The 7,354-nt window shown below is 62.1% G+C and carries 5 protein-coding genes, 1 tRNA gene and 1 pseudogene; all 7 read right to left on the reverse strand.

Annotated features, from left to right (window positions below; translation table 11 throughout):
* Nucleotides 1–740, reverse strand: a pseudogene (locus tag P792_RS33595) (site-specific integrase); the annotation flags it as partial.
* Nucleotides 741–869: 129 nt separating this feature from the next.
* Nucleotides 870–945: transfer RNA gene (locus P792_RS33600), tRNA-Glu, on the reverse strand.
* A 47-nt stretch (nucleotides 946–992) separates the two neighbouring features.
* Nucleotides 993–2,801, reverse strand: a complete 1,809-nt coding sequence (gene recJ, locus P792_RS33605) for a single-stranded-DNA-specific exonuclease RecJ (RefSeq protein WP_023979731.1) — start codon at nucleotides 2,799–2,801, stop codon at nucleotides 993–995.
* A 21-nt stretch (nucleotides 2,802–2,822) separates the two neighbouring features.
* On the reverse strand, nucleotides 2,823–3,815 hold the full coding sequence (gene glpX, locus P792_RS33610) for a class II fructose-bisphosphatase (RefSeq protein WP_023979732.1): 993 nt from the start codon (nucleotides 3,813–3,815) through the stop codon (nucleotides 2,823–2,825).
* Nucleotides 3,816–3,899: 84 nt separating this feature from the next.
* On the reverse strand, nucleotides 3,900–5,213 hold the full coding sequence (locus P792_RS33615) for a homoserine dehydrogenase (RefSeq protein WP_023979733.1): 1,314 nt from the start codon (nucleotides 5,211–5,213) through the stop codon (nucleotides 3,900–3,902).
* Nucleotides 5,210–6,415: an LL-diaminopimelate aminotransferase gene (locus P792_RS33620; protein WP_023979734.1), complete on the reverse strand. Its 1,206-nt coding sequence runs from the start codon at nucleotides 6,413–6,415 to the stop codon at nucleotides 5,210–5,212. Before P792_RS33620 ends, P792_RS33615 begins: the two co-directional genes overlap by 4 nt.
* 99 nt (nucleotides 6,416–6,514) lie before the next feature.
* On the reverse strand, nucleotides 6,515–7,354 hold an 840-nt coding region (locus tag P792_RS33625), incomplete at its 5' end, for a hypothetical protein (protein WP_023979735.1).

The raw sequence follows: 7,354 nt of genomic DNA on the forward strand, positions 1-7,354 counted from the left end.
CGGGCAAGCGACAGCGTACGACTACGGAAATCGATGTCTTTCCAGCAGAGAGAAACGGATTCCGATAAACGGCAGGCTTGTTCGATCGACCATTTGACGAGCCACACATCATCGGCATGCTCGGATGTCGAAACGACCTCTATAAGGCGGTCATATTCACTCTGAAGATTGTGCTCATTGTCGAGAATGGCCAACCGCCTGTTACGCTTCCTGTCAGCACCTTGCGGCCGTTTCACAACCCTGCCCGAAGCATGATTGACCGTGTGGATATCCCACTCGCTGATCGCATGTTGGACGACGCTGGCGAGGAGATTGAGCCGCTTGACTACGGTCGCTGGCGCATAACCGTCGGACAGCATGCGATCGCGAAAGGCCCGAACGTCAGCGGGCTGCCATTTGCTCACCATAACATTCACAATAGGGTCATCGAGCAGGGCAGGGATGTGGCCAGTGCGGTCCGCTTGGCGATGGGCCATGCACTCGTCGCGATAGCGTTCCACCAATCGTCTGAGAGGCGTCTTGTCGAGGGACGATGTGTCCTTGAACTGGCGAAGATCGACCTCGGCACGTTTTTCAGTGAGCCAGCGACGAGCCAGAGCTGAAGATGCGAAGGTCTTTCTCAGGCGTTTACCGTCGACCATCTTGCGCGCCTGATACTGACCCGCGCCTCGGTACCATACGCCCTTGGGGAGCTGTTTACCTGTGGCCGGATCGATGCCTGATCTTTCTGATTCGCTCATGCGAAGCCCCTGATACCAAAGAGCCATAATTTCCTGATTGGCTCAGGAATGGCTCAAAATCAACACTCTGGTAAATCAGGATTATGCTTGTAACCGGCTGCACCCCGCAGAGAACTGCGGTAAATGCCGTGGTGTCCCGTACGGGATTCGAACCCGTGTTACCGCCGTGAAAGGGCGGTGTCCTAGGCCTCTAGACGAACGGGACTGGAGGCGTGAGCGGCTGATTATCTCACCCCCGGATGGGGGTCAACCCTAAATCGTGGCAGCGTCCAAAATAAAAAAGCTCAGCATATCCTGACCGTTCCACTGCTCGCAGCGCAGTTGCCCCGCCACGTGAAGTACCGGCATGGCCCGGTCTTCCAGCAGGGCAGCGAACGCCTTGTCTGCGGCGCGAAAGACCAGACCACGCAGCCTGCCACCATCCTCGCCCTGCAGGATGACACGCAGCGTGTTGCCATCGCGCCCGATACGCTCGGTCTTGACGGCACGAACGCGGCTGATGGCAATGACCGGCTCTTCATGGCCAGCCCCGAAGGGGCCGAGGCGTGCCAGCTGTGCGGCAATTTCCGTCGTTGCTCCACGAAGGGTCAGTACGCCGTCTATGCATAGTGAGTCGTGGCGCGGGCGGAGTCTGGCCTGGGCAAGCGCCTCGTCAAGGAACTGGTGGAATTCCGCTGCTCTTGCTGCGTCAAGAGAGAACCCGGCCGCCATGGCGTGACCGCCACCGGTAAGAAGCAACCCCGATTGGCAGGCATTGATTACAGCCGCGCCAAGGTCGATGCCCGGCACAGAGCGGGCCGAGCCCTTGATCCTGCCATCCCGAAAAGCGCCAACCAGCACAGGCCTGTTGCAGCGCTCACGGATACGACTGGCGACGATACCTACAACACCCGGATGCCAGTCCTCGCCATGCAGGAACAGGGCCGCGTGACCAGCCTCTAGCTGCGCTTCGGCTTGGGCATAGGCATCGTTGAGGATATCTGCCTCGACAGTCTGGCGCTGCCGGTTGATTTCATCGAGTTTTTCGGCCAGTGCGCGGGCCTCGAACGCATCGTCGCTCAGGAGCAGCTTTACCCCGAGTTCGGCTTGCGCAATACGGCCGCCCGCGTTGATTCGTGGCCCGATGGCAAAGCCACAGGCCATGGCGCTGGCTGTTTCTTTCACCCCTGCCACGGAGGCCAAGGTGGACAGGCCCAGCCGCTCGCCACGGCCCATTACACGCAGGCCTTGGGCGACGAAAGCGCGGTTGAGGTCGCGCAGGGGCATCACATCGCAGATTGTGGCCAGTGCCACCAGATCGAGCTTGCGCAGCAGGGCAGGCTCCTCATGCGCGTCAAACCAGCCCGACGCGCGCAACGTCCGGCAGGTAGCAATCAGCGTAAGGAAGGCGACGCTCGTGGCGCAAAGATGCCCTAGCCCCGACTCGCAGTCGAGGCGGTTGGGGTTGACCACCAGACAGTCAGGCAGAATGGCCCCGTCTGGCTTGTGATGGTCCAGCACGATAATATCACCATCCTCTTTGAGGCTGGTGAGCAGATCAACGGAGGCCGTCCCGCAATCGACACAGATAAGTAGGCTCGCCCCTTTGGAGCGCAGGCCTTCAAGGGCTGGCCCGTTGGGGCCATAACCCTCCTTCTGCCGGTCGGGAATATGGAAAAAGACCGGGCATCCCAGCTCGCGAAGCGTTTCGGTAAGAAGGGTGGTGCCACAGGCACCGTCGACATCGTAATCACCGAAGACGCCAATGGTCTCACCCGTCTTGACGGCGTTGGCCAGTCGCAGGGCAGCGTCACTCATGCCTGTCAGGCAGGACGGGTCTGGCAGCCAGTCGCGCAGTTTCGGGTCGAGAAAAGCCGGAATACGGGCGGCATCGACCCCGCGGCTGTGCAGGATGCGGGCCAGTAATTCGGGAATGGCAGCGCGTTGCGCGATGGCCAGGGCGATGCGACCATCACCGCTGGCCAGCCTGTCATCGCGCCAGACCCAGGAACGCTGACTGCCACTTTCATGGACAGAAAGAACCGGTTCTGGCGAAGCGATGATCGTGGGAGCGTCAGACATACGCTCCTTTATAGGGTGGGATCAGTGACCTGCCCACGTCTTGGTGGTGAAATTGTGCCGCCCTTCAATGAAGCGCACCGTGGCAGACTTGGAGCGCATGACGATGGAATGAGTGCGGGCAACGGTCGGGCCGTAGAAGCGCACACCACGCAGCAATGTTCCGGTCGTGACACCGGTGGCCGAGAACAGCACGTCGCCACGGGCCATGTCATGCAGGCCGAGCTTGCGGGTCGGGTCATTGCCCGGATCCATCGAGCGGGCGCGCTCGATCTGGCTCTCATCCTCGAACATCAGGCGGCCCTGCATCTGCCCACCCACGCAGCGCACGGCTGCGGCAGCCAGAACACCTTCCGGCGCGCCACCCGAACCCGCATAGATGTCCACGCGGCTCTCATCCATACAGGCCGCAATGGCGGCAGCAACGTCGCCATCGGTCAGCAGCATAACGCGTGCACCGGCTTCGCGGGCGCGGGCAATCAGCTCCTCATGACGTTCGCGGTCGAGCGCGCACATGGTGAGCGAGGAGATATCCTTGCCCTTGGCCTTGGCGAGGTCACGCAGTGTGGTTTCGATCGGGGCGTCGATATCGATCAGATCGTCCGGCAGGTTCGGGCCCACCACCAGCTTCTGCATGTAGATGTCAGGCGCATGGAGGAAGTTACCGCTCTCGGCCAGTGCCACCATCGTCATGGCGTTCGGCATGTCCTTGGCGCAAAGATTGGTGCCTTCAAGCGGGTCGACGGCGATGTCCATCTTGGGACCGCCGGCGCCCACCTTTTCGCCGATATAGAGCATCGGGGCTTCGTCCATCTCGCCCTCGCCGATCACGACCGTACCCTCGATCGCGACGGTGTCGAAAGCGGCCCGCATGGCCTGGACGGCTGCACCGTCAGCCTCGTTCTTTTCCCCACGGCCAGTCCAGGCCGATGACGAGATGGCCGCAGCTTCTGTCACGCGCACGAGCTCGAGCGCGAGGTTGCGATCCGTCACTTTATACTTAGGAGAGAAAGGCATCCGGTATATCCTATCTGTACTCTATCCAGCTGAGCCGGAATTGCGACACGCCCTGTTATGCCGGGATGTGCCGCCTTTGCCACATCACACAGTCTCGATTTTCATGAGCAGCGGTGTGCCGACGACAGTTTCCAGGGGCTCGAGGGCCGTCAGGACGGAAAGCATGGCCGCCTCGCTGGTTTCATGTGTAACAAGCGCCAGCGGAACAACCGTCTGTGAAGAAGCCGCTTTTCCAGCCTCTTCCGCCGCATGTTGCGAGAGGGCGCGCAGGGATACGCCATAGTCGCGCAGGGCCGCCGTAATATCGGCCACCACGCCGGGGCGATCCTGCACAAAGAGGCGCAGATAATACTGCCCGGCCAGGTTTTCGCGCGGGGCACACGCGATTTCGGGCCGTGGGTCCATCCCCCATACGGGCAGGGCTGTTCCCCGGGCGAGATCGATCACATCCGCCATTACGGCGCTGGCGGTCGGTCCTGCGCCCGCACCACGGCCTTCAATCAGCATCGGACCGCTGGAGGCACCTTCGGTCAGGACGGCATTGAAAACGCCGTCCACATTCGCGATCGGGGCGGATTGCGGCACCATGCACGGGCGCATGGAGGCCTCGATGGCGCCCTGCTCATCACGGCGCGCACTGCCCAGCAGCTTGATGCGATAGCCCATCTCGCGGGCAAAGGCCTGATCGCACGCGGCGATGTTGCGGATTCCCTCGACATGCAGGCTGTCGAACCGCACCGGCTGACCAAAGGCAAGGCCGGCAAGTATGGCGAGCTTGTGGGCAGCGTCCCAGCCATCCACATCGGTGGAAGGGTCGGCTTCGGCATATCCAAGAGCCTGCGCCTCGGCGAGGATATCGCCAAAATCGCGGCCCGACTCGCGCATAGCGGTCAGGATGTAGTTGCAGGTGCCGTTCAGGATGCCGCCAACGCGCACCAGATTATCCGCTGCCAGACCCTCACGCACGAGCTTGATGGCCGGGATGCCGCCTGCCACCGAGGCTTCGAACAGCAGGGAGGTGTTGTTCTCGCGGGCCAGCGAGGCCAGAGCCGCACCATGAATGGCAAGCAGGGCCTTGTTGGCGGTTACGACCGGCTTGCCAGCCTTCAGGGCGGTTTCGACCAACGTACGGGCTGACCCCTCTGCGCCGCCAATCAGCTCCAGCACCACATCGACCTTCGGGTCACTGGCCAGCGCAATGGGGTCATCATGCCAGGTCAGACCGGCAAGATCGACGCCACGGTCGCGGGTGCGATCGCGGGCCGAGACAGCGACCACCTTGATGGTCTGTCCGGCACGGGCAGTAATGGCCTGGGCGTTCTCACGCAGAAGGCGCACCACGCCAGCCCCGACCGTGCCAAGACCAGCAATACCAAGATGAAGTGTTTGACCGTTCACGAAACTGCCTCTGCCTGTTTGACGCCGTGTTTGTTAAGGAAGGTCTTGATGGCACGCGTAGCCTGACGCAGGCGCTGCGTGTTCTCGACAAGACCGATACGAACGAAGCCTTCGCCATATTCACCAAAGCCCAGACCCGGGGCCACGGCCACACCAGCCTCTTTCAGCAACAGCTTGCTGAAATCGACGCTGCCCATTTCGGCAAAGCGCTCCGGAATAGGCGCCCAGGCGAACATCGAGCCCTGGGGAGAGGGGACGTCCCAGCCCGCAGCATGCAGCCCGCGGATCAGCACGTCGCGACGCTCGCGATACATGTCCCGAATTTCAGCCACACAATCTTGCGGGCCGCTCAGGGCCGCGACGGCCGCCACCTGAATGGGGGTGAAGGCGCCGTAGTCGAGATAGGACTTGATGCGTGTGAGGGCCTGGATCAGATGCGGGTTGCCAGCGGCAAAGCCCATGCGCCAGCCGGCCATGGAATAGGTCTTCGACAGTGAGGTGAACTCGACCGCGATCTCCTTGGCACCCGGCACCTGCAGGATCGACGGTGGCGGCTCGTTGCCGAAATAGATTTCGCAATAGGCCAGATCCGACAGGATCCAGATCTGCTCGCGACGGGCGAAAGCGACCAGCTCCTTGTAGAAATCGAGCGATGCCGTAAAGGCCGTCGGGTTGGACGGAAAGTTCACGATGAGCGCGGTGGGCTTGGGGACGGAATGGCGCACAGCCCGTTCAAGCGCGCGCAACATGTCCTCATCTGGCGTCGCGGGGATGGAGCGCACCGATGCGCCCGCAATGATGAAGCCAAACTGATGAATGGGGTAGGACGGATTCGGCACCAGAATTGTGTCGCCGGGGCTGGTAATGGCCGATGACAGATTGGCCAGGCCTTCCTTCGAGCCCAGGGTCGCGATAACTTCGGTCTCGGGGTTCAGATCCACACCAAAGCGGCGCTCATAATACCCGGCCAGGGCGCGACGCAGACCGGGAATACCGCGGCTGACCGAGTAGCGATGGCTGCGCGGGTCGGCCACGGTCTCGACAAGCTTCTTGACGATATGGGGCGGTGTGGGGCTGTCGGGGTTGCCCATGCCCAGATCGATGATGTCTTCACCATGCGCTCGGGCCGCGGCCTTGGCCTTGTTTACTTCGGCAAAGACATAGGGCGGCAGGCGACGGATACGGTGAAACTCTTCGGTCATTTTTTCGGCTCGGGGGCACAGGGTTGAAATAAAATTACCGGAGTCAGGGCGACTCCGACAATCTTCACTAACCTGTTTCCAGAACCGGGTGAACCGTCCTCAGTAAGGCGAGCGGTCAATTCTCGCGCCACGCCCCAGCGCACCAGCGCTCAGACGGATATCCGATGCGGGGACGCCGTGCAGAATCAGGGTCTGTGCCACCACGCGTGCACGCAACAGGCCGAGCTTGATGCCAATAACCTGTTCTTCAGGGCGGAATGACGTGATCTCGCCAAAACCCTTCACATAGACCACGTCATGAGGGCCGCGCGTGCCCAGGAATTTGCCGATCGTGCCGTCCTGGCCATTCGCGATCTGATCGGACGCCTGCTTGAAGCGGATCAGCGTGCCATGGGGCTCGGTCAGATCATAAGAGGGCGGTGCAATGTCCGGCAGGGCGGCATCGCGCGGAATATCAAAGCCGGGAAAACGTGGCGCCTGGGGCGGCAGATCGCCGATCTGCGGCAGCTCGCCCGGTTTGATCGGCGGCGGCGCAAAACGTGTGACCTCAGGCAGGGCGGCCTCGGGCGGCGCTGTTTCGGCGGGCGCAGCCTTCTTCGCTGCCGGTTTGGCAGCCGGAGGTTTAGGCGCTGGTGAAGCAGCCGATGCGGGTGCCGGTGCCGGTACCGCAGCTGGTGCAGGCGTCGCTGGCGGTGTCTGGCCGGGCGCTACAACGCTCATCGATGAGCCACTATCATCGCCCGCGGAGCGTGGCTTGGGCTGCGGTGGGGGCGGCGGCGCCGGGATGATGAGTGGGCCGTCAGCCACGGCCAGATGCTGGCTGAGGTTGCGCTGAAGCGTCAGCTTGTCTGTAAGAGCCTTCCGGGCCGGGGCACTGGGCAGATCGACCTGGGCAGTTGGTGTGAGCCCGACATGGGGGTAGTTGCCATGAGCCCCCGG

Origin of the sequence: Asaia sp. SF2.1 (assembly GCF_000505765.1) — a bacterium.
In the GTDB taxonomy this organism is placed as follows: domain Bacteria; phylum Pseudomonadota; class Alphaproteobacteria; order Acetobacterales; family Acetobacteraceae; genus Asaia; species Asaia bogorensis.

Coding starts and splice junctions, on each gene's coding strand:
- recJ (WP_023979731.1), bottom strand. CDS start 2,801: ATGTCTGACGCTCCCACGATCATCGCTTCGCCAGAACCGGTTCTTTCT.
- glpX (WP_023979732.1), bottom strand. CDS start 3,815: ATGCCTTTCTCTCCTAAGTATAAAGTGACGGATCGCAACCTCGCGCTC.
- P792_RS33620 (WP_023979734.1), bottom strand. CDS start 6,415: ATGACCGAAGAGTTTCACCGTATCCGTCGCCTGCCGCCCTATGTCTTT.